Below are 24,883 nucleotides of genomic sequence, written 5' to 3' on the forward strand. Positions count from 1 at the left end.
CGGTGCGCGGTTTACTCAGCCTCGCTTGCCTCGACGGCCGCGAGTTTTTCCCGCAAGAATGCAACGCTTGCCGGAACCTGGGCCTCGGTGAGACTGTGCAGCAACAGCGGCCCGTCGAAGCCGACGCGTTTCAGGGCGCGTAGATAGCAGTCGTAGTCCAGCAAGCCCGTGCCCGCCGCCGATTGTCCGGCTTCGCCGTCGCGTTCGAGATCTTTGGCGTGCGCGAGGACGATATCGGGGCCCAGCAATTCGACGGCCTCGTCGATCACCTCGTGCATGCGGGCAAGTTGTCCGTGGTGGAACAGGTTGGCGGCGTCCATGATGATCTTCAGACGCGGCGAAGCGACCTCGTCCAGCAAACGCCGGGCCTTGTGCGGTGTGTCGATCACGTTGGCGACTTCGGTTTCGATTACCAACGTCAGATCGTGGGCTTCGGCGAGTTCAAGAACAGCATCGAGCGTGGCCCGCATGTCCCGCCAAGCCTCGGGCGTGTGAGTGTCGGGGTGTGCACGCCACATGTCGTTCGGGTCGCGCGTGCCCGTGCACAACGAGACGATCCGAACGCCCAAATGCGGACAAGCCTCGGCCAGTACCTTGAACCGCTGCAAACACGCCTCGCGGTACGCAGCGTCGGGATGCGCCATGTTGAACGTGCCCGAGATGGAGACGATGTCGAGGCCCAGGTCTTCGGCTCGGGCGCGAACGGCATAGCACACCGCCGGATCGATCGCTTCGGGGAGCGAATCGCCGTACACGCATTTCATGTTGAAGTGAACGGCGCGCAGGCCCGTCGCCGCCACGGCGGTCAACGTCTCTTCCCATGTAGGGCGGACGAATACCTTCGCGAAGATGCCGAGTTGCATCAGATTTCCTCGCCGATCACGACTTGGCCAGGGCGGCGACTTGCTTGCGGAACTCGGTCAATCCCTTGCGGTACGCGGCGGTCCATTCCGGATTCGGTTCGACCGTATCGCGGAAGCGGACCATGATCTCGACCGCGTCGCCGACCGTAAATCGCTTGCGGATTTGTTTCTCTTTCCGCAAGTGCGACTCCATCGCCGCCAAGGCCGTGACGGCGGCTCCCAGCGCCGGCCCTTCCTCCGATTCCAAACGGACGAGCGGCTTATCGAGGACGCTGGCTAGGATGCGGCACATCAGGTTGCTGCGGGCAATGCCGCCCGAAACGGTGATGCGCTTGATGTTCTGACCGGCCGCTTCGTGTTCTTCGACGGCCATCGCGATGAGGTAGGCGATCGCTTCGAGAGCCGCCCGGAACTGCTCGCCCGCCGCGCGGGGCTTCTTGGGCAACCATTGCACCTTCGCCTGTTTGAGGCTGATGCCGCGAGACGGTTCGGGATTCACGAACGGCATGACCAACGTTCCGTTCGTGCCGGGAGCGACGGTCTCGGCCGCGCTTTCGAGTGCCGCCCAATCGGGATTGGGACCGACGACCTTGTCGAGGAACTGGGCGCCGTTGTTGTAGCACCGCATCCACAAGTACGGTCCCCAATTCAGCCGCATCACGTCGAGCTCGCCGGAGGTGGGCCGATCGGCCGACGAGGAGTTCACCACGGCCGAATTCCCGAGGATGACCGCCACTTGCCCGGCGTCGACGGCCCCGCCGCCCACCAGGCCCGCTTGTTGATCGTCGGAAGTCGGGAAAATTAGCGGGCGATTCTTGCCGCGAATACCGGCGACGGCCGCCATGGCATCGTTGAGCGTTCCGACCGGCGTGTCTTGCGGAATGATCTTGGGAAGCTGCTTCCAGGCCAATTGGCGGTAGGTTTCGTTTTCCAAGGCCCCGAGCATCTCGCGGCACCATTTGCGGCTGCGCAGGTCCATGATGCCGGTCGAGGCGGCCACCGAGACGCTGCACACGTCGAAATTGCCCGTCAGATAGCCTGCCGCCAAGGCACCGTGCGGCAGAATGCGGTACGTGCGCCGCCAATCGGCCTCCGAGAGAGTGCTTTCGTCTTTCACCAGATGGCTGAGCGAATACCGGATGGCCCAGGGCCCGCCGATCAACTCTTGGACCCTTTTTTGACCGCCGAGCCGTTCCAAGCCGACGGCGTGATATTCGGCCAAGGTGGCGTCGTTCCAGCAGATGGCACGCCGGACTTGGTTGCCGTTTGCGTCGATGCGACCGGCGGTGTGGTGCGTGGCCGAGATGCCTCCGGCAATCCAGCGGTTGAGCAAGCCCGCTTCGTCGAGGGCCTTGGCGATCGCCCGCACGCTTGCGAAGGCTTGGCCTTCCAGTTGCATCAAGTTCAGTTCACGGATGCCCGTCTTCGGGGAATCGCCGAACCAGAGATCGGTCGGAAGGCGTACTTCGGCCAGTACGCGTCCTTCGACGTCGAAAGCCAGGCACTTGACGCCGCCGGTGCTGAAGTCCCAACCGGTGATCACACTGTTCTTCTTGACGCATTCGAGCGATTGAGCCATGACCCTTCTCCCGTCCAATCGACCACGTTCGGTTGTGTGTTCGCTTCGTGTGTCGTGAATGCGACGCCGCCGAACGGCCGAAAAAATGCGGCATCGTCACGTATCGGGTTGTCGGCGATTGTACTCGCGGCGCCGTGCGTTGCGAACCCCCCGGCGAATTCCAAAGGGCACGGCGGCATGTTTCGGCAACAGGGGTGTTGCGGTCGGAGGACGAAACGTAACGAAAAACGCCCGCCGAAAACGGCGGGCGCGATGAATGGTCTTGCGGCTTGCCCATCGAGACGCCGCACGGGCAGAGAGCGCTACGCCTTGGGCCAAGGCTTGTTGCCCGCCCGTTTGCCGCAGAAGTACACTTCGATCCCCAACGCTTGGGCCATGGCCGCCTTGGCCATGGCGACGGCGTCGGCCTCGCGGGCGCTGTTGGCATAGGCCACTTGGATGTGGTTCGACTTGTGCCGGGCCATCAGCTCGTCGCGACCGATACCGTAGGTCACCGCGTGCATGATCGGCCACTGCGGCGTGGTCTCGTTCAGGCGGCGTTGGGTTTCCTCCGGCGGAAGCTCGACGACGCCGGCGCGACCGATGTCCATCCGCAGCTTGCCCTTTTCGACGAAAATGCGGGACCAAACGATTTCACCCGGCTTCGAGACGCCCTTGAGCGTACCGCCGCCGAGGCGGAAGTACATCGGCGGCTGTCGCTCGCTGGAGGCGCCCTTCCACCCGTCGATGAAGTGCGCCGGAGGCGCCGAACCGCTGATCAGGAACACCCAAACGTAGTCGGAAACCGTGCCCGACTGATCCCAATCGCCCCAGCGGACGTCGTGCAGCGTCGTTTCGACCGGCTGGCCCATGGCCGCGTGGACACGATTGGTCAGCAATGCGTCGAGACCGGCGCATTCGTCGACCTCGTTGAAGTGGATGACGGGCCGGCCCTTGAACAAGATGCGGCGGCCGTCACGGCTGCGGACGGGCGGGCGGTCCGAGTTGTTGAGCATGCCTTCGACCAGGTCGCTGGCGGGCAACAGGTCTTTCAGTCCCTGTTGATACTGGATGCCGATCGTGTCGCAACCGAAATCGTCGGCCAACCGCACGGCGGCGATATACATCTTGCACTGGGTGAGAACCTGCTCTTCGGTCAGGTCCGTTTCCGGGTTCTTGCCCAGCACGAATTTCATGCCCTTTTTCTTCAGCCAGGTGTAGACTTCGCGCGCTTCCTTGTCGGAAACCTGCGTGGTCTCATAGTACAGCGTCGATTGGCTGAGACGTTCCTTGAACACGCCGACGGGGTTGAGCAGTTCGTCGGGAATGATCGCGTTATACATTCCCATGCACCCCTCGTCGAAAACGCCCATGATCGACTTCTGCCGTTGCAACTGTTCGGCCAGAGCGTTGCCCAGTCGCTGGAGCGTGGCGGGAATTTTGACCCGTCGATACGGTTTGACGTGCCGCAAAGGATGTTTGATTTCGCCGGTTTCGAGCCACTTGTTGAGTCGTTCGAGGAACCATTCGTCGGTGAAGTCCTTGCTCCACAGCGACGAGAATTTCTTGCCGGCCTTGGTGAGGCACGCGTTCAAGTTCAGCAGGCCTACCAGTCCCGGCCACTGACCGGACCAATTGGCGATCGTGAGGATCGGCCCGCGGTGCGAGAGCAAGCCGGGCAAGACGTGGTGCGAATACTGCCACACGGCCTCGGCGACGATCAATTTGGCGTCGGGGTCGAGCTGCGAAAAAACTTCGAGCCCTTCTTTTTGCGACGAGATGAACCCGTGCTTGACGTTGCGCTTGTAGGGGTGTCCCCGCACGATGCGATACCCGGCCGCTTCCACGGCCTTCGCCAGCGCCTTCTCCATCTTGTTTTGTGCGTCCCAGCACACTTCGTTCGCCGAATCGCGCAGATCGCCGCTGGCGACGAGATAGACTTCGTTCGACTTGAGTTTGGTGGGACTTTTCAGCTTCGGGATCGCGTACGCCATGAAAGACACTCCGGTCGATAACGGGGAACGAGATTGGTTTGTACCTTGGGGGCGGGCGGGACGACGAGAACCATCGAGAACGACAATCGATCGCCGATTGCGATCAGGGCGATCGAGCCGATTCCCCCGCGACCCCCGGTGCCTTGGAAACCATCATCATACTCTTGAAGGATAGTGCGGCAAAGTGGAAGCATCGCAAACGCACGCCGATCGTCGACATCGCGTTTGTGAATGCGCGAAAACGAAAAAATCCCGCACGATACACTGCAAAGCGCAGTCCGGTCGCTCGACGGCGGTGTGAGGTCGACGAAAAAAGCGGAAAAGAAAACGGCAGCTCCCTCCGACCGATCGTCGGCCGAAAGAAACCGCCGCAATGCGCAATGGGGATGCTTTGTTCCGGGCCGACTCAGAACAGTCCGCGGACCTCGCCGGTGTTGGTGTCGACGTCGATTCGTCGGAACGCGGGGTTCGACCCGGTTCCCGGCATCAGCTTGATGTCGCCGGCCACCGGGCAAATGAAACGTGCGCCGCCGTACACCAGGATGTCGCGGATCGGCAGCGTCCAGCCTTTGGGAACGCCCTTGAGCGTCGGATCGTGCGACAGGCTCAAGTGCGTCTTTACCATCATCGTGGCGAACTCGCGGTATTTCGGATCGTTTTCGAATTCGTTCAACTTGGCTTCGGCTTCGAGCGAGTAGGCGACGCCGTCGGCTCCGTACACCTTTCGCGCGATGCGCTCGATGCGTTCGCTCAACGGCGTGTCGAGATCGTAGAGATACTTGAAGTCGACCGGTTCCTCGCAGGCGTCGATCACTGCGTCGGCCAGCTCGAGGGCGCCGTCGCCGCCGTAGCGCCAATGGTTGGAGACGGCGACGCGGGCGCCGGCGTTTTCGGCGAGTCGACGCAACAGCTTGATTTCGGCTTCGGTATCGGTGGGGAACACGTTGATGGCCACGACGGGGTGGATCCCCGACTGCTTGATCGTCTCGACGTGATGCAGCAGGTTTTCGGCACCCGCCTCCAACCAGCCGAGGTTTTCTTCGAAGTATTCTTTGGGGATGGGACGCCCAGGCGGGCAGGGAGGCGCTCCCGCCGCCACGCCGTGATGCTTGAGTCCGCGGATCGTGGTCGTGATTACCGAAACATTGGGTGTTTTCCCCAGGTAACGGCATTTCACGTTCCAGAACTTCTCGAAGCCGATGTCGGCTCCAAAGCCCGATTCGGTGATGTGGTAATCAGCCAACTTCAGGGCGATCTGGTCGGCGATGACCGACGATTGTCCGATGGCGATGTTGGCAAAGGGACCGGCATGCACGAAGACGGGCTGGCCCTCGATCGACTGCATCAGGTTGGGATTGATGGCGTGGCGAAGCCAGGCGGTCATGGCACCGGCGACTTCGAGATCCTCGCATGTGACGGGCTTGCCCCGCTTGTCGTAAGCAACGACGATGCGGCCGATCCGCTCCCGCAAATCCTTGAGGCTTTGCGCGATTGCCAAGATGGCCATGACTTCGGAGCTGCTGGCGATTTGGAAACGGCTTTCCATCATGTAGCCGTCCATCCGCCCGCCGATCCCGATGATGATCTTTCGCAGGGCTTGCGCGCAGAAGTCGATAGTCCAGCCCAATTCGACGCGGGTGGGATCGATGTCCAGCCGGGGGATTCCGATCTTGGCCAGCCGTGCATCATCGTAGTTTCGCTCATGTTGCAGGCGGGCAGTCAGGGCGACCATCGCCAAGTTGTGGGCGTTCATGACGGCGTTGACGTCGCCGGTCAGGCCCAGCGAGAACTCGGCCAACGGAATACACTGCGACAAGCCGCCCCCGGCTGCGGAGCCCTTGATGTTCATGGTCGGGCCGCCGGAGGGTTGGCGGATGGCTGCGGCCACGCGTTTCTTACGCTTGCCGATCCCTTGAAGAAGGCCGATGACCGTCGTCGATTTTCCCTCGCCCAACGGGGTGGGGGTGATGCCGGTGACCTCGATGAATTTGCCGTCGGGGGCATCGGCCAGCCGCTCGCGAATCTTCAGGTAATCGACTTTGGCGATGTAGTGACCGTGCGGGAGAAGTTCTTCGCGGGTGAGGCCCAGTTCTTCACCGAGCTGATAGCAGGTTTTCATCCGCGATTCGGCTTCAACGGCAATCTCCCAGTCGGCATGTTTGGTCGGATCCAAGGGCATGAGAAAGACTCCCCTCCGAAATCTGGGTCGGCGCGTTGCCTCTCGACCGGATTGCCGAGCGGTCGCGCACGACGATCAACGAATTGATGTCTCTGGGACACTCAAAGGGGGGACACGAACGAGCACCGATCCGACGATGCACGGGAAGACGGATACCAGCACAACCCCCGCCTCTTGCGTGTTCGGGTCGAAGCCTCGATTGGACCCGTTCGGACCGGTCGAGTAGTAGACGAATCGTCGTCTACGATCGGACGCGAAAAATCCATTATGTCTCGAAAACGTGGTCCGTACAGCTTTCCTCAGCCTGTTCTTTGAGATTTGCGCGTCAACAAAAAAATGTTTTCCGGGACGCGTCAGAACCATGTGCCGTTCGCGATCTTGGTCGATCGCAAACGGACGGATGCCGGATCGACACGCGCGGCTGTTCGACGGTCGCATCAAGGAAGCTCTTCTTCCTCTTCCACTTCGGCCGGATGAATGTATACCTTGCGGCCGCGGATTTCGACACGGTTTTCGGCGATCAGCCGAATCGCTTCGGGATAGGCCTCACATTCGGCTTCGAACACCCGCGCCGCGAGCGTTTCGGGAGTGTCGTCGTCCAGGACGGGGACCACCCTTTGCAGGATGATGGGGCCGTGATCGTATTCGTTGTCGGCAAAATGCACGGTACAGCCTGACAGTTTGGCCCCGTATTCCAATACGGCCTCGTGGACGTGTCGCCCGTAGAACCCCTTTCCGCAAAAGGCGGGGATGAGGGCCGGGTGGATGTTCACCACGCGCCCGAAGAAGTCGTTGGGAATCACGAGTCGCTTGAGAAAACCGGCCAAAACGACGAGTTTCACCCGCTTGTTCCGGCACAGCTCGAAGACATCTTGGCTGAATTTCTCGGGCGATTCGTAGCTGTTCCAGTCGAGTACGTGGTATTCGAGACCGGCTTCTTCGGCGAATCGCAGCCCTTTGGCGCGGGGAGTGTTCGAGATGACGACTTCGATGCGCGCGTTCAATTGCCCGGCATCGATCTTGTCGATCAGGTTCTTGAGAGTCGTTCCGCCGCCCGAGATGAGTACGGCCAGCTTGATCGGTCGAGGCACGACAAAGCTCCCTTGTTGCCGCAAAGTCCGAAAGGGCTGGGGGGATTTCCCGATGGTAGAACTTGTAACACACCGTCGGCGACTTGACCAGTGAGGCGGCGGGAATGCCCCAAGTCGGGGTGGTGTAGGGGCCCCTTGACCCGTGTAGGCCGGGTCTGACAATAGATTCTTCTGCTTGGGGCGACGCGGTAGGGATCTCGGGGTGTGACGGCGAGGCCGCTGCGAGGTGGAGTTGAGACTTGATCTCATTATTTCCTCGCGCCGTTTTGACCACACCGAGTTCGTCGACCGCCGATCGCCCGGTTCGGCTTCTTGCTTTCACTCAACGTGTGGGGACTGCCCGCCATGCCCAAGGTCATCGTGTTGGATCCGTTGTCGGACGACGGTATCGCGCTTCTGGAATCGGCCGGAAACATCGAGTACGAGGTGCGTACCGGCCTCAAAGGCGAGGAACTCAAGCAAGCGCTCACCGAATTCGACGGCGCCATCTGTCGCAGCGGGGTCAAGATTACCGCCGACGTGTTGGAAGGCAATCGGCGATTGCGGGCGATCGTGCGGGCGGGGGTCGGAACCGACAACATCGACAAAGAGGCCGCGACCGCCAACGGCATCGTCGTCATGAACACGCCCGGCGGAAACACCGTCTCGACCGCCGAGCACACGATTGCCCTGATGATGGCTCTGTCGCGGAATATCTGCCCTGCTTATCAGTCGCTGTGCGAAGGCCGCTGGGACCGCAAGAAGTTCATGGGCACCGAGGTCAACGGCAAGACGTTGGGGATCATCGGGCTGGGACGCGTCGGGCGTGCCGTGGCCGCACGTGCCGCCGCGTTACAGATGAAGATCGTCGGCTACGATCCGTTCCTGCCTTCGCAACGGGCGAAAGACTTGGGCATCGAGACCGTCGATTCGCTCGACGAGTTGCTTCCGTTGGTGGATTACCTGACCGTCCACACGCCGCTTACCGACGAAACCCGCGGCATGATCGGGCGGGACGAGATCGCCAAGATGAAACCGGGCGTCCGGCTCATCAACTGTGCCCGCGGCGGAATTTTCGATGACGAGGCCGTTCTCGAAGCCCTCGAAAGCGGCCATGTGGCCGGGGTGGCGCTCGACGTGTATCCGAGCGAACCGTGTACCGACAGCCCGTTCTTCAACCGACCGAACGTCGTGTGCACGCCCCACTTGGGCGCCAGCACGGAAGAAGCCCAGTCGCACGTGGCGGTCGAAGCGGCGGAACTGCTGATCAATTACTTCGCCACGGGTGCCATCCGCAACGCCGTGAACATGGCGCCGTTGGATCCCAAGAGCCTCGATGCGATCCGCGGTTATCTCGACGTGGCGTACCGGCTGGGCTTGTTGCTGGGGCAGCTCGACCGAAAAGCCCCCTCGACATGCCGAGTCATCTACGAAGGCGAAGTGGCGAAAAAAGAGACCCGTTTGTTGTCGGCCGCCTTTGCCGCCGGACTGCTCGAGCATGTGTTGGACCAGTCGGTCAACCTGGTCAATGCGATGGTTCTGCTGCAACAACGCGGCATCAAGTTCTCGGAAGAGCGCAGCGAGGAGATTCGCGACTTCGGCTCGCTGATCACCGCCGAGGTGTCCAACGGCAATACCACGGTTTCCGCGGCCGGAACGGTGTTCGGAAAACGCCTGCCGCGACTGGTGGCCAAAGGCGGGTTCCGTCTGGAAAGCCCGCTTGAAGGGACGTTGCTTGTGACCACGCATAGCGACGTACCCGGCGTGATCGGTAAGCTGGGCGAGATTCTCGGCCGGCACCAGGTGAACATCGCCTACTTGTCGGTGGGGCGAGCGAACGGTGATCAGGGGGGCGAAGCGATCGGCGTCTTGTCGCTGGACAGCTATCCGCCCGCCGAAGCCATCGCCGAGATACTCAAGCTGGAACCGATCAAGCGGGCGTGCGTCGCCAAGTTGCCGCCCGCCGGCGAAGTGCCCGGTTGGCTGGGCAGCAGCGGCCGACGTTGATCGTCGTTCGCCCCACAACGAAGGCGTCCCTATAGCAAACCGCCGGCCAACTTTCGACCTGCGCCGGTGAAGGGAAGTTGCGACAGCGCGTCGCGTCGCAGCCATTTCCAGCGTTTGACGACGTAATCGAACGTCTTGCAGGCGGTGCTTTTGGGGTGATCGGTCGAGGGGAAGTCCTCTTCGAGTTCCGCCTCGAAGAAATCGAGCGTGATGCGGTAGCGGGTCACCGAGTGGTGGATTCGCCGGAGACGCTTTCCGACAGGGCGGGCACGTAGGTTGTAATGCCGTTGGAACAACGCGGCCGCCTTGCGCTCGGGGTGTTTTTCGGTCGCTTGCGGCAAGGTGACCCGCGGGAATTCCCACAAACCTTCCCAGTGGCCGCCGGAGGCATACTGCACGAGCAAGACTTCGTCGGCCCGGCGAATCAGGAAGGCGACGTCGTGTCGGGCGATCGACGCCGGTTGTTTCCGCGTGCTCGCGACGCTGTCGATCCGGTCTTCCGCCAAAGCGACGCAAAATGTGGACACGGGACATTCGTCGCACTGCGGCGCCTGCGGCGTGCAGATAAGGCTGCCGAGTTCCATCAACGCCTGATTGAGTTCACCCGGCGACGGCTTGGCGACCAGCTTTTCGGCAAAGTCCCACAAAATGCGTTCGCGGGCGCCGGAGGTGATACCGTCGCGCAGTCCCATCAGCCGGGCGTACAACCGACGAGTATTGGCTTCCAAAATGGGCACCGGTTTGCCGAAGGCGATCGAGAGAATCGCTCCGGCCGTGTAGCGCCCGACGCCGGGCAACGAAACGAGCGCCTCGTAGGTGTCGGGGATGCGACCGCCGAAATCTTCGACGATGATTTGAGCGGCACGGTGAATCTGTCGGGCGCGGCGATAGTATCCAAGCCCTTCCCAGACACGTAAAACATCCGATTCGTCGGCGGCCGCCAGGGTACGCACATCGGGAAAGCGTTCGAGGAATCGATGGAAATAGTCCAAGACGGTCCCCACCTGCGTCTGCTGGAGCATCGTTTCGCTGATCCATACCTTGTACGGATCGTCGTCTTCACGCCAGGGAAGATCGCGGGCTTGCCGTCGATACCAGCGTCGGATCGCCTTTCGGAAAGCGGAGACTTGCTCGGGGATGTCGACGAAAAGTGGTGACTCGGATGAGTTGGCGGTCATGTAGTCGTTCTGCCCCCTTTTGATTTCCGGAGCCGGGAGTTGTCCTTTCTCGGCTTCCCGCGTAAGCTGGCCCGAACCGACATCGCATCGATGCCGGTCGCGGAAATGTCGCCGAATTCCATGCGCCCTCCAGAAACGTATCCAATGTACCGAATCGCGGGGCGAATGCGAACAGCCCCCGCAAACAGTCTTCCGCCGTCGTAGCGGTGTGAGGGACGTCATTCTCGCCGAAAGCCCGTGCGAACGCGCCCATGACCGACAAAAAACATCGAGGTCGAAAAACAAAACGCGGCGGCCGCAGGAGTAAAGCGGTACGCTCCGGTTCCCGATCGTCGCGAATTCGGCTTCGCCGTATCGACACCGGTGACGTCGAGGAATATGAATTCGTGTTTCCTCGGGACGTGATGGAACGCGAGGACGACCTGGAGGAAGTCCGCCGGATGCTCGAAATGGGCGAGATCGACGTAGCCGTCGACGAGTTGCGCTGGCTGGTCGGCGGATGCGACGGGCTGCTCGAAGGGCATCGGCTGTTGGGCGAAATCGCCGCCCAAAACGGCGACTGGGAGTTGGCCAGGGCGCACTTCGGCTACGCTTACGATTTGGGGTTGCAAGCCCTACCGAAGCGATTCGTCGGACGATTGCCGTTTCGCAAGTTGTCGAACCGGCCGATGTTCTACGCGGCCGACGGACTTGCGCGGTGCCTCGTGCAACTGGGGAAGATCGAAAAGGCGAAGGAGATCTGGCGGCAGATGGCGGCGTGGGATCCCGAGGATCCGTTGCAGGCGACTCGAAAGATCCACGACCCGGAAGGCAGCATTGCCGAGCCGTGCGACGGCTGCGGCGAAGAACATGACGAAGAATGAGCCTCGCCCTGGACCGTCCCGGTCAGATCATGCGGTTGTTCTTGTCGACTTTGACCACCTTGGGGGTGTACGACTTGGCCTCGGCGTCGTCGAGAGCGCAATAGGTGAGGATGATGACCAGATCGCCCTTTTGGCCGAGTCGCGCGGCGGCACCGTTCAGTTCGATCGTGCCCGATCCGGCCGGCGCTTCGATGACGTAGGTGATCAGTCGTTGGCCGTTGTTGATGTTCAGCACGTGGACCTGCTCGCCGGGGATCATGTCCGCGGCGTCCATCAGGTCGCGATCGATGGCGATGCTGCCCTCGTAGTCCAGCTCGGTACCCGTCAGGGTGGCCCGGTGGATCTTCGATTTCAGCATGAACCTTTGCACGGCAACGACTCCTAAATTGGAACGATGTGATCGAAAGGCGGCGGAGACGGCATCGTCCCTCGGTGCGGTCGACCCGCATTCGGTCGGCTCTACCCGTTATTCCCTGCCGGCGAAGATGCAAAGCGAACGCCGACCGTTCCGCCCACGCCGGAACCCTCTCATTTCCGAGAAGCGAACATATAATTCTAGACCTCGGCGAGAGAAACGTCGACCGTTCCCCCGCAATAGAAGGGGGCCGGATGCCCGTACGATCGTCAAACGAAATTGGTTCGGACGGCACAAACAAACGCAATATAATTACTGATATAAGGTACTTGGATGGGCGACACGCGAACAGAACGCGACTTGTTGGGAGAGGTCACGCTTCCCGCGCATGTCTTGTGGGGCGTTCACACCCACCGCGCGGTGGAGAACTTTCCGCTTGCACGGCGACCGGTGCACCCGGCGATCATCCACGCGTACGGGCAGGTGAAACTGGCGTGTGCCCGCGCGAATCAGGAAGCCGGTCGCTGGGGCGAAGCGACCTTTCAGGCGATCGAGCAAGCGTGCCTCGAGATGGCTGAAGGGCGCTTGGATGCACAAATCGTGGTCGACGCTTACCAGGGAGGGGCGGGAACCTCGCTGAATATGAACGTCAACGAGGTGTTGACCAACCGCGCGCTGCAACTGCTCGGTCATGCGCCCGGCGAATACGACGTCCTTTCGCCGTTGGACGATTTGAACTTGCATCAATCGACCAACGACACGTTTCCGACCGCCGTGCGGGTGGCGGCATTGTACGAGCTTCGACGATTGGAAGAGGCCGTCGTCGCTTTGGCCGAGGCCTTTCAGGTCAAAGAGCACGAGTTTGCCGAGGTCGTCAAAGTCGGCCGCACCGAGCTGCAAGATGCCGTCCTCATCACGCTGGGACGCGAGATGGGTGCCTACGCCGAGGCTTTCGCCCGCGATCGCTGGCGCATCTTCAAATGTGCCGAACGCCTTCGCGTGCTCAATTTGGGCGGGACGGCCGTGGGAACCGGACTCGCCGCCCCCCGGCGCTACATTTTTCGAGCGGTCGAACACTTGCGACAGATTACCGGCCTGCCGTTGGCACGCGCGGAAAATTTGGTGGACGCGACGCAAAACGCCGACGTGTTCGTCGAAGTGTCGGGAATTCTCAAGGCCTGCGCCGCGAATCTAGTAAAGATAGGCAATGACCTGCGGCTGATGGCCTCGGGGCCGGAGGCGGGGCTGGGGGAGATCAAGTTGCCGCCGCGTCAAGCCGGATCGTCGATCATGCCCGGCAAAGTCAACCCGGTCATTCCCGAAGCGGCCGTCCAGGCGGGGATGGCGGTCATCGGACATGACGCGATCGTGACGCAGGCGGCTGCCGCGGGCAATCTCGAGCTGAACGCGTTCTTGCCGCTTCTGGCCGACAGCCTCCTCACGCAAATCGACCTGCTTGCCCGCGCGTGCACCATGCTCGCCGAAAAGTGCGTCACCGGGATGACCGCCGACGTCGAGCGATGTCGGAAGCACGTGCACGACAGCACGGCGACCCTGACGGCACTGGTCGAAAAGCTGGGATACGAAGAAGTCTCGCGTTTGGCAAAGGTCGCCGCCGAATCGCGCAAGAGTATTCGCTCGCTCGTGTGCGACTGTCGTTTGATGAGCCCGGAGGAGTTCGCCGAGCTTACGTCGCCCGAACGGGTAACACGATTGGGCTATCCCGACTGAGTCGTGCCTCTCCACGGATTGATGCGTTTGGGACCAATGCGCGAAAAACATACGCATTTGGGGGATCCAAGAAGGCGGCCGGGCAATCGAATACACCATTGGAATGACCATCGGATGCCCCCATGTGCGGGTTTTTGTTGCTTTGGTGCGCGAGTCCGCGGATAATGTCGCCGTAAGTTTGCGGGCGTTCTGTCTTGGTCTCGTCGGCGGGCGCGTCCTCTTGCACATCGAATCCGCCCGGAACTCGGCAAGCGGGCTTTGGGAGGCGTGGTGATGTTCTTACCTCGGCATACCGTGCGACATCTGCTGTTGGTGATGGTCGTTGCGGCCGTCTTGGGGTCGGTGGCGTACTATGCGAAGACCGAACAAGCCGCTTGGGCACTGGGGATCCTTGGGGCCGTAAGTATGGTCGCCGTCTTTTTCTGTCTGGCGGCCGTGACGTTCGCCGGGGCCGTCGCGGCTTCCGCGTTGACCCAGCCGCTGGCACGGCGCATTCGCGCGAAGCGCAGTCCTTTTGCCGATTCAAGAACTCCGCCGCCTTCGGAATCGGTTCCCAATGCGGCGCCTCAGGATACCGTCGTCTACGATGCGACGATCGTGCCCGATTCGGATTCGGCGGGGCAACCGCCTGCGAAAACGGAGGATCGATCATGAACGCACGAATCGGGCGTCCGGCGGGCATCAGTCGATGGTGGATACTTTTCTTGGCTTTGATCGGCATGGTCACGGCCGGCGCGGTTCGCGAGTGTCGTGCGGCAACCGGTCCCAAGACGTCCACCGTATCGTTGCCCAACGGCAAGCAAGCGACATTGCGAATGCTGCCCATGTGGGGGCACGGTTACACGCCTTGTTGGACCGAAGTGATCGGTGCGGGAACGTCGGCGAATGAGCGGCGTCTCGACTTCGAGCTCAAGGTGCCGATTTCCGGAGCGTTCGCGTCGCGGTTGCGCGTGCAGGACTCGACGACACTCGATCCGGCGGCACCGACCGCAAGAATCGAAGGCGCGATTCCCTATGTCATGAACGTCGATGTTGCCTCGGCTACCTGGCAGGCGGAAGACATACGCATCTATGTCGACGGCAAATTGATCGTGCGAGGAAACACGTCGTTTCGACAGCAATTGGGGTGGATCGGGCCTCCCGTCGAGCGACTACGAATTCTTCGGCCCAATTGCGGCGAACGGCTTTCGTTACAGTCGATCTTCGAGTCGACCGGACCGCACGACAACGTCTACGTCGCGAGCGAGCAGGAAGCGGTCGTCGACGCACGTGAAGGGGATAACGTTTTTCTGCTCGATTTGCCGCTCTTTCCGACAAGCTGGCTTGGATACACGAACGCCGATATCGTTCTTCTCTCGGCAGAAGATCTGGACCGCCTCGAAGAGCTGCGTCCCGAGGCGATCGCGGCCCTGCGTCGCTGGGCCTACAACGGTGGCACGTTGCTTTTGGTGGCGTCTCCCGAACGCGAAGAAGAAGTGCGTTCCCGGTTTTTACCGCCTGCTGCGCAACCGGTCGGCCGCGGCACATTCGACTGCGAGACAGGGAAGGCGCAGTGGCGTGTCTATGCCGTTGCTTGGGGGCGTATCATGCTGGTCGATCGACCGCCGACTATGTGGAAGAGCGGGCGGCGTGATTTGAACACGTTGGGATTTCGCGAGACGCCTTGGTCGCACGACCAGGTACACGTAGAAACGGCGATTCCGCGGTGGAATTTGCTCACCCCGATGATGATCGTCGGGTTGATTTCCCTCTATTTTGTGCTGCTGGGCGGCGTATCTATTTGGTTCTTCATGCGCAGCAAGCAGCCGTACCTATTGACCGTGCTCGTACCGGCGGCGGCAGGAATCGTCAGCCTTGTCGGTGTGATCGTTCCGCTTTTCGAAGACGGCATCGGTGTCCGCGGACGTATCTATTCGGCGGCATGGCTCGATCAATCGCAGGGAGGCGTCCACGCCGTTTCGTTGCAGACGTATCGTCCGGGGATGTCATTGGGACGCGAGCTGGTATTCCCGCGGGATGTGTGCGTGTTGCCGGTCGATCGGCCCCTTTTGTCGCGACAGGGGAGCTACTCGTGGAAATTCGACGGTGACCGGCAAGTGCTCGGCGGGTGGCTTCAGGCGCGCATGTCGAGCCATTTTCTGGTCGTCGAAGACGAACCGACGAAAGCACGCCTCGATGTGGAGTCGCAGGGGGATACGTTGCGTGTGACCAACCGCCTTGGAACGACGATTCGTCGAGGAATCGTGCGGGACGGCGAAAAGCTCTACGTGCTCGAGGATCTTCCCGCCGGTGAAACGCGGAACGTGCCTGCCGCGTCGGCGGAGAAGGTCAGGTCGATCGCCACATCACTCATCGATCCGGCGGAGATCGCCGGGATTGTCGATTCGACGAACGCGCCGATCGTGGAGGGCTTCACGAAACTTCTCACGGAAACCGGGCGGCGAATCCGGGAACCGGACGGTGGCCCCATGGACGTCCTTGGCGGCGGTGCGGTGCCGGGCGAACGGGCGTTTCTGGTAGAGACCGAAAAGCCGCTTCTGTGCTCGGTGGGAACGCGAATTCGCGAGGTGCCGGGGCGCTCGCTGGTAATGGGGAGTTGGCAATGAACGAGGCCAAACCGTACATCGAGGTTCAGGAACTACACCGGTACTTCGGTAAGGTCCGCGCGGTGTCGGGGATCTCGTTCGCCGTGTATCCGGGGCAGGTCTTCGGGTTTATCGGCCCGAACGGGGCGGGGAAAACGACTACCATGCGCATTTTGGCGACGCTCGATCTGCCCAGCTACGGCGAGGGCTTCATCGACGGGTTTTCGGTGGTGGACGATCCTGAATACGCCCGGCGGCGGTTGGGCTTCATGCCCGACTACTTGAGCGTTTACCCGGGCATGGCGGTATGGGAGTACCTCGACTTTTTCGCCCGCGCATACGATTTGTCGCCGGCAGATCGACGTCGGCGGCTGGCCGAGGTGATGGCCTTCACGGGATTGGATTCGCTGGCTGAGAAACCCGTCACCGGGCTTTCCAAGGGGATGAAACAGCGATTGAGCTTGGGACGGATTCTCGTGCACGATCCGCCCGCGTTGATTCTCGACGAACCGGCATCGGGGCTCGACCCGCGGGCGCGCGTCGAGTTGCGAGACATGATTCGGCACCTGGCCCGCGAGGGCAAGGCCGTGCTCATCAGCAGTCACATCCTCAGCGAGCTGGCCGAGATTTGCGACGTGGTAGGCATCATCGAGCTCGGACGCATGATCGCCGTCGGACCCGTCGATGAGATTCAGCGCCGACTCGCCGAAAGCCGCAGTCAGGACGTGACCGAGTTGCGCATCGAACCTGTGGATCGTGCCGAAGAACTGGCGACATGGTTGGCCGGCCGGCCCGGCGTGCGACAAGTCCGCCGCCAGACGATTGAGATCGTCGTCGAATTGCAAGGAAACCACCTCGAACGGGCGAAGTTGCTGCGGCAGATCGTCGAAGCCGGTTTCGACGTCGCCACCTTCGCGCCGACCCGTTCCGTTCTCGAAAACGTCTTCTTGAGCACCACCCGGGGAGCCGTGCAATGACCGTCGAGGTTTCATCGGAATCTGCCGGAACCGTACGAACGTCACCGGATACCGTCGCCGGTGCACGATGGGCGGCCGTCGCGTCGTGGATCGACGCGCACTTGAACCCCGTTTTCGTGAAAGAAGTTCGCCAATCGTTCAAGTCGGGCGGATTTCAATGGACGTTCATTTTGCTCGTTGTAGGAACGTGGTTGTACACCCTGATGGCCGCCGCTGGGGCGGAAATGCGCGTGGATCAGGTCGGGGAATACTCGGGGGCGAGCTGGTTCAGCGGTTACTTCATCGTTCTAAGTTTGGCCTTGCTGGTCGGCTTGCCCATTCAAGCGGGACGCTCGATGGCAGCCGATGTTTCTGCCGAAACGTTCGAGTTGCTGAGCATCACCGCTTTGCATCCCTGGCGGATCGTGTTCGGAAAACTGGCGGTCGTCGCTTTGGAAATCGTCGTCCTTTTTTCGGTCGTGCTGCCGTGCCTGGTCGTCACGTACATGCTCGGCGGCGTGTCGTTGCCCGGGGCCATATTGGCGTTGGTTCTGGAGACGGTTCTCTCGTTGTTGATATGCACCGCCGCCATGCTCATCGGGTGTATTCGCCAACCGCTGGTGCGCGGAACGCTGTCGACGATTTTCTTGCTGCTGATGCTGTGGTGGGGGTTCGTCGGTTTCATAAGCTTCATGTTCGAGGGCGGGGCCGCGTTTTTTGCCGGCCTGTCGTTGGAAAGTGTCGCGCTGTGGCTGGCGGCATTTGCCACGGTCGGTACGTCGATCTTTTTGTTGATGATCGCGACGATCAAGGCCGCGTTGACCTTCGCGACCGACAATCGTTCGACGGCTATTCGGGCCGCCTTGTTGCTGGTTGTCGCTTGTGTTGCGGGCTGGATGACTTATTGGGCAAACACGTTGAACCGCGACACGATGGTCGCAATAGCTGTCTGTTTGATGCCGACGGTCGTTTTGGTCTGGGGTGCCGGAAGCCTCATTATCGGCGAGTCGCCGATGATGTCGCGTCGTGTACGGCGCCAATTGCCGCGAAGTCAATTGGGTAATTTGTTGTTGGGCGTTTTTTATCCCGGGCCGGGTAGGGGGTATGCCTTTATTTTCTGCCTGCTGGCGTCATTGGCGGTTCCTCCGGCGTTTTGGGGGACCAGCGCTTTCTTGGCAGACGACTGGTGGCTGTGGCGCGGGCTGGTGTTGTTGATTGAGCAGGCCGTGTTGTACTTGGGCGTCGGTCTGTTGATGCTGCGGTTGTTCGTGCCTTTCGAAAAACGCACGATTTGGTGGGGGCTGGGAACGCAACTGTTGTTGCTGGGGCTGGTCGTCACCGTTCAGGTCATGCTGGCGCTGGTCGAGTCGTATTGGAATACCGTGTCGGCGCCCGAGGCGTTCTATCTGTCGCCGTTCGGAGTGTGGGACCGCTCCGGCGGGTCGGAGAGCGTGTTGGTGCTGGGGGCTGCGGCGTGCGCCGTCTTCGTGCTGAACCTGTTGGTAGGCTCGGGGGCCGAAATGCTGGTCACGCGAACCGAGAAGCCCGAGCGCGTGATCGAAGAGGAAAAAATCCTCCACCCCAAAGAAGAGGAACCGCTCAGTCCGTGGGATTGACCCTCGAAGCCGAGGCCGTCGAACGGCAACAGGCGTGTTGCTCACCGTCGACGAGCCTCCGAGAGCGGCTATTCGGGTTGTCCGATTTCGCGCAGGAATTCCAAGCGATAGATGCCCGTCTGGTGGCCGTCGGAGAACCGCAGGCGATAGGCGTAGTTGCCGACCGGTTCCATGCCGGCAAGTCGGACGTCGTCGCCGACGGGCAAAGGGGCGTCATCGGTTCCCCGGCGTATCCGCTCTTCATGACAGCCCGCACAGGGGCATAGGCCGCGAAGCCCTCGCACCGAGTACCGCAGTCGGCGGCCGTCGGTCCAGGTGATATGCAGGGTGTCTCCGTCGAGGTCGAGACGTTCGGGAACGGCGTTGGTCATCGGCTTTCCATCGGATCGGGGAAACGGCGATTTTCACGACGGCGACCTTGTCAACCGCTCGATTATCGAACACGCTCAAGTGAGAGACGAACGGGAAAAGTACGCGAGGCTGCGTACCGACGACATTGTAGCGCGATCTCGAAGCCCGCCAAGGGAAGGAGTGTGTCGATGGATGCGCTGGAAGCGATCCGCACGCGGCGAAGCATCCGCAATTACACCGCGGAGCCCGTATCGAAAGAGGCGATTCGTGAGTTATTGCGTGCCGCCATGATGGCCCCCAGTGCGCGCGACGCGCGCCCGTGGCGATTCGTCGTCATCGACGATCGGGCAATTCTCGATACGATCGCCCAGCGGTTTCCAAACGCCGAGATGGCCGCACGGGCGCCGGTGGGGATTCTTGTCTGCGGCGATCTGAATCTCGAAAAATCGAAAGGATACTGGGTCGTCGATTGCGCCGCGGCCGTACAGAACATGTTACTGGCCGCACATGCGATGGGATTGGGGGCGGTGTGGACGGGAGTCTATCCTCGGGAACATCGCATGCAAGGGCTGAAAGAACTGTTGGGGTTGCCTGATCACGTGCAGGCCCACAGCCTGGTGATCGTCGGCCATCCCGCGGAAACCCGTGCCAGTGACGATCGTTATGAGCCGGAGCGTGTATGCCGCAACCGCTGGGGAGACGCCTGGGCATGAGCGACCGCGAGGCGAGCTTCCCCGAACTCGACGACGCCCGTCGTCTCTTCGTCGCGGCCGATGACGCCGACGGCTATGCCCTGTTGGACTTTGGTCACGGGCGGCGGTTGGAGCGGTTCGGGCCGTTCGTCCTCGATCGTCCGGCCCCGGCGGCCAAGGCACCACGGTGTCGACCGGAAATCTGGGATCGGGCCGATGCCTACTTCGATCGCGGGCCGCGCAAAACCGGCAAGTGGATTTTCGCCCGCGAGCTGCCCGACCGATGGCTCGTTCGCTTGGGCCCGTGTCAATTCGAGCTGAAACTGACCGAGTTCGGCCACGTGGGGCTTTTTCCCGAGCAGTTGCCCAATTGGAAGCGACTCATGCTTGCCGTCCGTCGCTGTCTCGAGAAGAAAGGTCGCTGCCGGGTCCTCAACCTGTTCGCGTATACCGGCGGCAGCACGATGGCTTGCGCAGCAGCCGGTGCCGAAGTCGTTCACATCGACGCGGCCCGAAACGTCGTCGATTGGGCACGTCGCAATGCCGAACACGCCGGCCTCGCCGATCGACCCATCCGTTGGATCACCGAGGACGCATGGAAGTTCGTTCGCCGCGAGAACAAGCGAGGAAACCGCTACGACGGGGTCGTGCTCGATCCGCCCAGCTACGGACACGGCCCTCGCGGCGAGGTGTTTCGCGCGAAGCAACACCTTCCGCGGCTGTTGGAGGCGACAACGGCCTTACTCGCCGACGAGGGGCCGGCGTTCTTGCTGTTGACCTGCCATACGCCGGAATTCGATACGCCGCGGCTGAAAGCCTGCGTGACGGGCGCCGTTGGCGGCCACGGGACGGAAGAGCCTGACGGCGTGGTTACGGCCGGAGAGATGACGATTCCGATCATCGATGGGGCCGATGCCTGCTTGCCCGCCGGAAACATGGCGATGTGGATTCGCCGGTGATGACCGGAGAACGCCGCGCACTCGGCACATGACGGCGCACACGCCGATCGGCTCGGTGACGGCAGACCAAGTCGGCTTTCGGAACGCTCGGGATGCCTAGCCGTCGAGGGCGGCCTTGGCGGCATCGACGACCGCATCGAACGCTTCGGGATCGCGGACGGCCATATCGGCGAGCATCTTGCGATCCAGTTCGATGTTAGCCTTCTTCAAACCGGCGACGAACCGACTGTAGAGCATGCCTCGCTGGCGAACGGCGGCGCTGATGCGGATGATCCACAATCGCCGCATGTTTCGTTTGCGGGCGCGCCGGTCGCGGTAGGCGAAGTTCCCCGCTCGCAGCAGCGTTTCTTTGACCGTGCGGATCAGTTTTCCGCGTCCCCCGCGGAATCCTTTGGCACGACGGAAGAGTTTCTTGTTCGTACGACGACGAGTCGAACTTGTCCTGGTACGCATCGATGACCCTTTCTTTGCCGGGAATCAAGGCCCTCGAAGATCGCCGAAACGATTCGAGCGTTGGTTACCCGCCCGGTATGCACACGTTTTCGATGACGAATTCCGCAACTCGGTAGGCGGTACGCGAGTTCGAAGGTTACGAACCCTCGGTCAGCGGCTGTTGCCGGCCAACGCTTCGACCAACCGTTTGGTGTCGGCCTTGGCCAACACGCCGGTACCACGCAAGTTGCGTTTGCGCTTTTGCGTCTTGCGGGTCGCCAAGTGGCTCGTACCGGCATTGCGGTGCTTGAGCTTGCCCTTGCCGGTGATGCGGAATCGCTTTTGGACCCCTTTGTGGGTTTTCATCTTCGGCATTGGTACAGCCTCGTGTGTTCGGTGGAGGCAACGGTGATGCCGCTGCCGGAAATGTGCCATGATGCCGCCGACGTTCCCGACGGGCGGCGACAAAGCCCGAAAGAGAAAGGATACCCTCTCCCCGTTCGGACGCTTACTCGACTACGGGAAACCCGTAGTATACGAGATGCGTCGAACCGCAAGAAGGGGGCATCGGGCGAAAAACGCCTTGACGCGATCGGCCAAAGACGCTCGATCCACCAAGTAGGGGGGTTATGAGGCCGCGGCGTCTTTTGGCGCGTCTTTTTTGTCTTGTTTTTGCTTGCGGGCACCGGGTAACGGGGAAACCGTGCACACGATGCGTCGCAGGCCCTGACGCGACGGCCTTCCGTCGGGCTTGCCGACGTCCTGAACAGCCTCGAGTACCTGCTCGAGCACGCGTGTGCCTTCTTCGATGTGCGCCAGTTCGCGTCCTCGGAAGAGTACCGAGACGATCACTTTGTGCCCTTGTTCCAAGAATTGCCGGGCGCGGTTGATCTTGACCTGGAGGTCGTGCTCACCCGTTCGAGGTCGGACGCGGACCTCCTTGACTTTCATATGGTGGCTGTGGGACTTCTGGCTCTTCTTGCGTTGCATGTACTTGAATTTGCCGAAGTCCATGATTCGGCAAACCGGGGGACGCTCGTTCGGCGCGACTTCGACCAAGTCCAACCCCGCATCCCGCGCGCGAGCCAGTGCCTCCTCACGACGGACGACTCCCAATTGCTGTCCGTCCTCCGAGATCAGGCGAACCTCGGGAACCCTGATCTTTTCGTTCACGCGATACTGTTTGTCCTCGATGGGGAGAGCCTCCTGTGACAGGGAACGACAATGAGGGCGCGTCGCCCTCGACCGAATTCACACACGCGCCTCGCGTCTCTGCCGGATCACCCGGCCGGTTCCAACCCCTACGAGTCACGGGCCAAAACCTGCCGGACAATCGCCGCGAAGCGGTATTCAAGCCCTTCGAGTATTGACAAATCAATCGGCAAAATCAACTCCCATTGGGGGGCGAAATCCGCGAAATCGTCGGCGGCGATTTTCCCGCCCGGCGCCCGCCAGGCGACATCGCCGTCGGGGCGTCACCCGTCGGCCTTCGTCCGGATACGCTTCGCAGCGATTTCCTCTTGCAGTCGTGCCACGACGTCCTCGATCGGCAAGGCGCCCAGTTCCCCTTCGATCCGATCGCGAAGGGCGACGGTGCCGTTTTCGGCTTCACGGCTGCCGACAACGGCGATGTAGGGGATCATTTCCAAGCGGGCGTCGCGAATCTTGGCACCGATCTTCTCGGCTCGGAAGTCTCCCGAGGTGCGCAAGCCGGCCTCTTGAAAGCGGGCGAGCACCTTACGGCCGTATTCTTCGAACTTCTCGCTGACGGTGACCACGCGAATCTGCTCCGGTGCCAGCCATAGCGGAAAGGCCCCGGCAAAATGTTCGATCAAGATGCCCGTGAACCGCTCCAGCGAACCGAACGGCGCGCGGTGAATCATCACCGGATGATGCGGGCGGTTGTCGGGACCGATGTATTCGAGGTTGAATCGCTGCGGGCTGGGAAGGTTGTAGTCCAATTGCACCGTGCCCAGTTGCCATTTGCGCCCGATGCAGTCGGAGACGATGAAATCGGCCTTCGGACCGTAGAAAGCCGCTTCGCCGAGGGCGGTTTCGAGGTTCGGCAAATCCATGCTGCGGCACACTTCGGCCAATGCCGATTCGGCCCTCTCCCACACCTCGGGATCTCCTACGTACTTGTCGCTGTTCGGGTCGCGGAAGCTCAATCGGACGCGGTAATCGGTGAAGCCCAGCGTGTTGAGTACGAATTGCGTCATTTCGATGCAGGCGCGGAACTCGTCGGCGACCTGCTCTTCCGTGCAAAAGATGTGGGCATCGTCTTGCGTGAATCCGCGGACACGCGTCATGCCGCTCAATTCGCCCGACTGCTCGAAACGATATACCGTCCCGAATTCCGCCAAACGCAGCGGCAAGTCGCGGTAACTGCGGGGCTTCGACTTGTAGATCATGATGTGGTGCGGGCAGTTCATCGGCTTGAGCAAGTACCGATCGCCGTCGGCCATTTCGATCGGGGGGAACTGGCTGTCGGCGTAGTAGGGATAGTGGCCCGACGTCTGGTACAATTCGACTCGACCGATGTTCGGCGTATTCACCGGCTGATAGCCGCGCCGCATCAATTCATCGAACAAGAACGTTTCCAGCTCGTGCCGGATGATCGCCCCTTTGGGCAACCAAAGAACGAGTCCCGAGCCGACCGTAGGATCGATCGTGAACAACTCGAGTTGCTTGCCCAACACGCGGTGATCGCGCTTCTTGGCCTCTTCGAGGCGGTGCAGGTACTTCTTGAGGTCTTTCTTGTCGAACCAGGCGGTGGCGTACAATCGCTGTAGCTGCTGCCGCGAGGCATCGCCTTTCCAGTAGGCGCCCGCCACCGACAAGAGCTTGAATGCCTTGACCGCTCCGGCGGTGGGAACATGCGGTCCTTCGCAAAGGTCGATGAATTCGCCCAGCCGGTAGAACGAAACGGTTTCTTCTTCTGCGAGCCCTTCCTCGAGGTGTTCGACCTTCATGGTTTGGCCGAGTTCCCGGAGCAGTTCGAGCGCTTTGTCGCGGGGCATCTCGATGCGCTCGAACGGTTCGTCGAGGGCGATGATCTTCGCCATTTCATCTTCGATCTTGGCGAAGTCTTCCTCGCGGATGCGGTCGGGTAATTCGAAGTCGTAATAAAACCCGTTTTCGACGGGCGGGCCGAATGCCAGTTGTACGTTCGGGAACACGCGCATGACCGCTCTCGCCATGATGTGTGCCGCCGAGTGACGCATGACTTCGAGGGCTTCGGGGTCGCGTGCGGTGAGCACTTTGAGGCGGACTTCTCCCGATTGCGGCAAATACGTGCCGATGTCGACGGTCGTGCCGTCGATTTGAGCGGCCAAGGCTGCCTTCGCCAGGCGGGGGCTGATGCGTTCGGCAACATCCAGGGCGCGTACTCGCTCGTCGAATTCGAGCACACTTTCGTCGGGGAGAACGACTCGCAGCATGGTTTCGGCCTATGTTCAATCAACAAAAAAACAGGCGACCGGTGATCGCCCGAT

Annotated in this window: 21 protein-coding genes; 9 read left to right on the plus strand and 12 right to left on the minus strand. The window is 61.3% G+C overall.

Translation table 11 applies throughout. The annotated features are described in order from the left end of the window. Positions 1-11: 11 nt before the first annotated feature. The 5 genes from ACYQ2I_RS03825 to purN form a co-directional block, all read right to left on the minus strand. On the minus strand, positions 12-863 hold the full coding sequence (locus ACYQ2I_RS03825; RefSeq protein ID WP_460165668.1) for a sugar phosphate isomerase/epimerase family protein: 852 nt from the start codon (positions 861-863) through the stop codon (positions 12-14). 16 nt (positions 864-879) lie between these two features. Then, a complete protein-coding gene (locus ACYQ2I_RS03830) occupies positions 880-2,442 on the minus strand; it encodes a xylulokinase (protein ID WP_460165669.1) in 1,563 nt (520 codons plus the stop codon). 302 nt (positions 2,443-2,744) lie between these two features. Continuing rightward, positions 2,745-4,415 carry an L-fucose/L-arabinose isomerase family protein gene (locus ACYQ2I_RS03835; protein ID WP_460165670.1) on the minus strand — a complete coding sequence of 557 codons (1,671 nt, stop codon included), beginning with the start codon at positions 4,413-4,415 and terminating at the stop codon, positions 2,745-2,747. Positions 4,416-4,821: 406 nt separating this feature from the next. Continuing rightward, complete coding sequence (locus ACYQ2I_RS03840) at positions 4,822-6,594, minus strand: formate--tetrahydrofolate ligase (RefSeq protein WP_460165671.1); 1,773 nt, start codon at positions 6,592-6,594, stop codon at positions 4,822-4,824. Positions 6,595-7,031: 437 nt separating this feature from the next. Continuing rightward, the gene (purN, locus tag ACYQ2I_RS03845) at positions 7,032-7,685 is read right to left on the minus strand and encodes a phosphoribosylglycinamide formyltransferase (RefSeq protein ID WP_460165672.1); all 654 of its coding nucleotides are present in this window, start codon (positions 7,683-7,685) and stop codon (positions 7,032-7,034) included. 345 nt (positions 7,686-8,030) lie between these two features. On the opposite strand from purN, the gene serA reads away from it, so the two are divergent. Continuing rightward, a complete protein-coding gene (serA, locus tag ACYQ2I_RS03850; protein ID WP_460165673.1) occupies positions 8,031-9,671 on the plus strand; it encodes a phosphoglycerate dehydrogenase in 1,641 nt (546 codons plus the stop codon). Positions 9,672-9,700: 29 nt separating this feature from the next. Here serA and mutY read toward each other — a convergent pair whose 3' ends face one another. Continuing rightward, positions 9,701-10,849, minus strand: coding sequence for an A/G-specific adenine glycosylase (mutY, locus tag ACYQ2I_RS03855; RefSeq protein ID WP_460165674.1), 1,149 nt, complete (start codon positions 10,847-10,849; stop codon positions 9,701-9,703). 386 nt (positions 10,850-11,235) lie between these two features. Between mutY and ACYQ2I_RS03860 the strand changes: the two genes are divergently transcribed. Continuing rightward, the gene (locus tag ACYQ2I_RS03860) at positions 11,236-11,712 is read left to right on the plus strand and encodes a tetratricopeptide repeat protein (RefSeq protein ID WP_460165675.1); all 477 of its coding nucleotides are present in this window, start codon (positions 11,236-11,238) and stop codon (positions 11,710-11,712) included. A gap of 22 nt (positions 11,713-11,734) precedes the next feature. Here the strand turns inward: ACYQ2I_RS03860 and panD are convergent, their stop codons facing one another. Further along, positions 11,735-12,082 (minus strand): aspartate 1-decarboxylase, encoded by a 348-nt coding sequence (panD, locus tag ACYQ2I_RS03865; RefSeq protein ID WP_460165676.1) that lies wholly within the window; start codon positions 12,080-12,082, stop codon positions 11,735-11,737. A gap of 318 nt (positions 12,083-12,400) precedes the next feature. On the opposite strand from panD, the gene ACYQ2I_RS03870 reads away from it, so the two are divergent. The 5 genes from ACYQ2I_RS03870 to ACYQ2I_RS03890 all read left to right on the plus strand — a co-directional run bounded on the left by ACYQ2I_RS03870 (position 12,401) and on the right by ACYQ2I_RS03890 (position 18,955). Then, positions 12,401-13,798, plus strand: coding sequence for an aspartate ammonia-lyase (locus ACYQ2I_RS03870; RefSeq protein ID WP_460165677.1), 1,398 nt, complete (start codon positions 12,401-12,403; stop codon positions 13,796-13,798). 273 nt (positions 13,799-14,071) lie between these two features. Then, a complete protein-coding gene (locus ACYQ2I_RS03875; RefSeq protein WP_460165678.1) occupies positions 14,072-14,452 on the plus strand; it encodes a hypothetical protein in 381 nt (126 codons plus the stop codon). Further along, complete coding sequence (locus ACYQ2I_RS03880) at positions 14,449-16,404, plus strand: hypothetical protein (RefSeq protein WP_460165679.1); 1,956 nt, start codon at positions 14,449-14,451, stop codon at positions 16,402-16,404. The genes ACYQ2I_RS03875 and ACYQ2I_RS03880 overlap by 4 nt, the downstream gene beginning before the upstream one ends. Then, on the plus strand, positions 16,401-17,360 hold the full coding sequence (locus ACYQ2I_RS03885) for an ABC transporter ATP-binding protein (RefSeq protein WP_460165680.1): 960 nt from the start codon (positions 16,401-16,403) through the stop codon (positions 17,358-17,360). Before ACYQ2I_RS03880 ends, ACYQ2I_RS03885 begins: the two co-directional genes overlap by 4 nt. Next, positions 17,357-18,955: a hypothetical protein gene (locus tag ACYQ2I_RS03890; RefSeq protein WP_460165681.1), complete on the plus strand. Its 1,599-nt coding sequence runs from the start codon at positions 17,357-17,359 to the stop codon at positions 18,953-18,955. The genes ACYQ2I_RS03885 and ACYQ2I_RS03890 overlap by 4 nt, the downstream gene beginning before the upstream one ends. 68 nt (positions 18,956-19,023) lie before the next feature. On the opposite strand, the gene ACYQ2I_RS03895 is transcribed toward ACYQ2I_RS03890, so the two are convergent. Continuing rightward, positions 19,024-19,326 (minus strand): gamma-butyrobetaine hydroxylase-like domain-containing protein, encoded by a 303-nt coding sequence (locus ACYQ2I_RS03895; protein ID WP_460165682.1) that lies wholly within the window; start codon positions 19,324-19,326, stop codon positions 19,024-19,026. A gap of 168 nt (positions 19,327-19,494) precedes the next feature. Between ACYQ2I_RS03895 and ACYQ2I_RS03900 the strand changes: the two genes are divergently transcribed. Together ACYQ2I_RS03900 and ACYQ2I_RS03905 are read left to right on the plus strand one after the other, a co-directional pair. After that, the gene (locus tag ACYQ2I_RS03900; RefSeq protein ID WP_460165683.1) at positions 19,495-20,019 is read left to right on the plus strand and encodes a nitroreductase family protein; all 525 of its coding nucleotides are present in this window, start codon (positions 19,495-19,497) and stop codon (positions 20,017-20,019) included. Further along, the gene (locus ACYQ2I_RS03905) at positions 20,016-20,957 is read left to right on the plus strand and encodes a class I SAM-dependent methyltransferase (protein ID WP_460165684.1); all 942 of its coding nucleotides are present in this window, start codon (positions 20,016-20,018) and stop codon (positions 20,955-20,957) included. Before ACYQ2I_RS03900 ends, ACYQ2I_RS03905 begins: the two co-directional genes overlap by 4 nt. A gap of 96 nt (positions 20,958-21,053) precedes the next feature. On the opposite strand, the gene rplT is transcribed toward ACYQ2I_RS03905, so the two are convergent. The 4 genes from rplT to thrS all read right to left on the minus strand — a co-directional run bounded on the left by rplT (position 21,054) and on the right by thrS (position 24,829). Then, positions 21,054-21,410 carry a 50S ribosomal protein L20 gene (gene rplT, locus ACYQ2I_RS03910; protein ID WP_460165685.1) on the minus strand — a complete coding sequence of 119 codons (357 nt, stop codon included), beginning with the start codon at positions 21,408-21,410 and terminating at the stop codon, positions 21,054-21,056. A 150-nt stretch (positions 21,411-21,560) separates the two neighbouring features. Next, on the minus strand, positions 21,561-21,764 hold the full coding sequence (gene rpmI, locus ACYQ2I_RS03915) for a 50S ribosomal protein L35 (RefSeq protein ID WP_460165686.1): 204 nt from the start codon (positions 21,762-21,764) through the stop codon (positions 21,561-21,563). A 252-nt stretch (positions 21,765-22,016) separates the two neighbouring features. Further along, positions 22,017-22,640, minus strand: a complete 624-nt coding sequence (infC, locus tag ACYQ2I_RS03920) for a translation initiation factor IF-3 (RefSeq protein ID WP_460168397.1) — start codon at positions 22,638-22,640, stop codon at positions 22,017-22,019. A 224-nt stretch (positions 22,641-22,864) separates the two neighbouring features. Then, complete coding sequence (gene thrS / locus ACYQ2I_RS03925; RefSeq protein WP_460165687.1) at positions 22,865-24,829, minus strand: threonine--tRNA ligase; 1,965 nt, start codon at positions 24,827-24,829, stop codon at positions 22,865-22,867. Positions 24,830-24,883 lie beyond the last annotated feature (54 nt).

Source organism: Thermostilla marina, assembly GCF_054657455.1.

Coding starts and splice junctions, on each gene's coding strand:
- ACYQ2I_RS03885 (WP_460165680.1), top strand. CDS start 16,401: ATGAACGAGGCCAAACCGTACATCGAGGTTCAGGAACTACACCGGTAC.
- ACYQ2I_RS03905 (WP_460165684.1), top strand. CDS start 20,016: ATGAGCGACCGCGAGGCGAGCTTCCCCGAACTCGACGACGCCCGTCGT.
- ACYQ2I_RS03870 (WP_460165677.1), top strand. CDS start 12,401: ATGGGCGACACGCGAACAGAACGCGACTTGTTGGGAGAGGTCACGCTT.
- ACYQ2I_RS03840 (WP_460165671.1), bottom strand. CDS start 6,594: ATGCCCTTGGATCCGACCAAACATGCCGACTGGGAGATTGCCGTTGAA.
- ACYQ2I_RS03890 (WP_460165681.1), top strand. CDS start 17,357: ATGACCGTCGAGGTTTCATCGGAATCTGCCGGAACCGTACGAACGTCA.
- ACYQ2I_RS03835 (WP_460165670.1), bottom strand. CDS start 4,415: ATGGCGTACGCGATCCCGAAGCTGAAAAGTCCCACCAAACTCAAGTCG.
- rpmI (WP_460165686.1), bottom strand. CDS start 21,764: ATGCCGAAGATGAAAACCCACAAAGGGGTCCAAAAGCGATTCCGCATC.
- ACYQ2I_RS03895 (WP_460165682.1), bottom strand. CDS start 19,326: ATGACCAACGCCGTTCCCGAACGTCTCGACCTCGACGGAGACACCCTG.
- ACYQ2I_RS03830 (WP_460165669.1), bottom strand. CDS start 2,442: ATGGCTCAATCGCTCGAATGCGTCAAGAAGAACAGTGTGATCACCGGT.
- ACYQ2I_RS03880 (WP_460165679.1), top strand. CDS start 14,449: ATGAACGCACGAATCGGGCGTCCGGCGGGCATCAGTCGATGGTGGATA.
- ACYQ2I_RS03825 (WP_460165668.1), bottom strand. CDS start 863: ATGCAACTCGGCATCTTCGCGAAGGTATTCGTCCGCCCTACATGGGAA.
- mutY (WP_460165674.1), bottom strand. CDS start 10,849: ATGACCGCCAACTCATCCGAGTCACCACTTTTCGTCGACATCCCCGAG.
- thrS (WP_460165687.1), bottom strand. CDS start 24,829: ATGCTGCGAGTCGTTCTCCCCGACGAAAGTGTGCTCGAATTCGACGAG.
- ACYQ2I_RS03900 (WP_460165683.1), top strand. CDS start 19,495: ATGGATGCGCTGGAAGCGATCCGCACGCGGCGAAGCATCCGCAATTAC.
- ACYQ2I_RS03875 (WP_460165678.1), top strand. CDS start 14,072: ATGTTCTTACCTCGGCATACCGTGCGACATCTGCTGTTGGTGATGGTC.
- rplT (WP_460165685.1), bottom strand. CDS start 21,410: ATGCGTACCAGGACAAGTTCGACTCGTCGTCGTACGAACAAGAAACTC.
- serA (WP_460165673.1), top strand. CDS start 8,031: ATGCCCAAGGTCATCGTGTTGGATCCGTTGTCGGACGACGGTATCGCG.